A 1,139-nucleotide genomic window follows, 5' to 3' on the forward strand; every position below is an offset into this window, starting at 1 on the left:
AGCCCTTTTTTCCTTGCATACCTAAAGTTACGATCGATTCCCGGATCGGCAATGATCACGACCGCTTTTTTTCATAACTTGTGCAACAGGCACAACGGCTATACTCAATGCGGGCGTAAGTGCTGAACCCATTGGTCTGGGCGTGTCGACGAACACCGCAAAATCTTTTGGATTTTGCTTTTTCGCGGGACAGGATAAAACCAAAACAAAAAGATTTTGGCTATTGCGTGGGGGAAAAGCAGTATCGTGCAGTCCCGCACTGAGCATAGCCGAGCCGTTGACAACAAGCTGAAAAAAAAAGAAACATACTTGAAGAAGCTATCGTTAATAATATTAATCGGACTCTTAATTGGACTTGCAATATTTGCGGTAAATCCAAATCATTTTAGATTCGGCAAGAACATTGAAATTACCGACGCATACATCGTGAATGACCATTGGGACGGAGAGTATAATAACGCTATCAGGATTGACAAAATGATTGTTCTAGACGACCGTATGGACGTTTTTTCGAAAGGTTTTATCAAAAATTCATTGTTTTGGGATTTTGAGAATACTCTCGCAAATGACAGTTCTTTCTCAAGTAGTTACTGGGGCCAAAACAATTCCGAAAAACCTTATATGGAGGGCAAGGTCTTTTTCGATAAAGACAATGGCTGGAATTGGAATCTGAATGGTGTGGAATCGCGGACAATCGGAAAACTGGAAAAAGACACTTGGTACAAATTTTCTAGTTTGACTATGAACACAAAGTATTATAAATATGTTTATGTGGACAATACTGGTAAAACACATATCTTCAGCGTAAATAAAGCTAACTACTGAGCGGAAAAGCCAGCGCACAACAAAACCTATAGCAAATAGGGCGTTAAGTGCTATTCCCATTGGCTTGGGCCTATTTACTGGCACCGCCAAATCTTTTGATTTGGCAACAGAAAAAAAAGATAGTCACAAAATGCAAAAGCTTTGGCTAAGATTCTGGCGCCTCGGCTGGTCCTTGCCAACCGCCCTACTTGCCATAGCTCGGGCGTTAGGCACCATTTGGGTACGTTAAAGGGACATCCTTTACAAAGTTAAAGGGACATAGTTTACACTTTTAAGGTTATAATTTGAGATTAAAATCAAATTATTATGCCTTG

At 40.5% G+C, this 1,139-nt stretch carries 1 protein-coding gene; it reads left to right on the forward strand.

The features are described from left to right. Nucleotides 1-309: 309 nt before the first annotated feature. Nucleotides 310-825 (forward strand): hypothetical protein, encoded by a 516-nt coding sequence (locus BLT07_RS20645; protein WP_175455402.1) that lies wholly within the window; start codon nucleotides 310-312, stop codon nucleotides 823-825. Nucleotides 826-1,139: the final 314 nt, after the last annotated feature.

Source organism: Pricia antarctica (genome assembly GCF_900101815.1).
Taxonomy (GTDB): domain Bacteria; phylum Bacteroidota; class Bacteroidia; order Flavobacteriales; family Flavobacteriaceae; genus Pricia; species Pricia antarctica.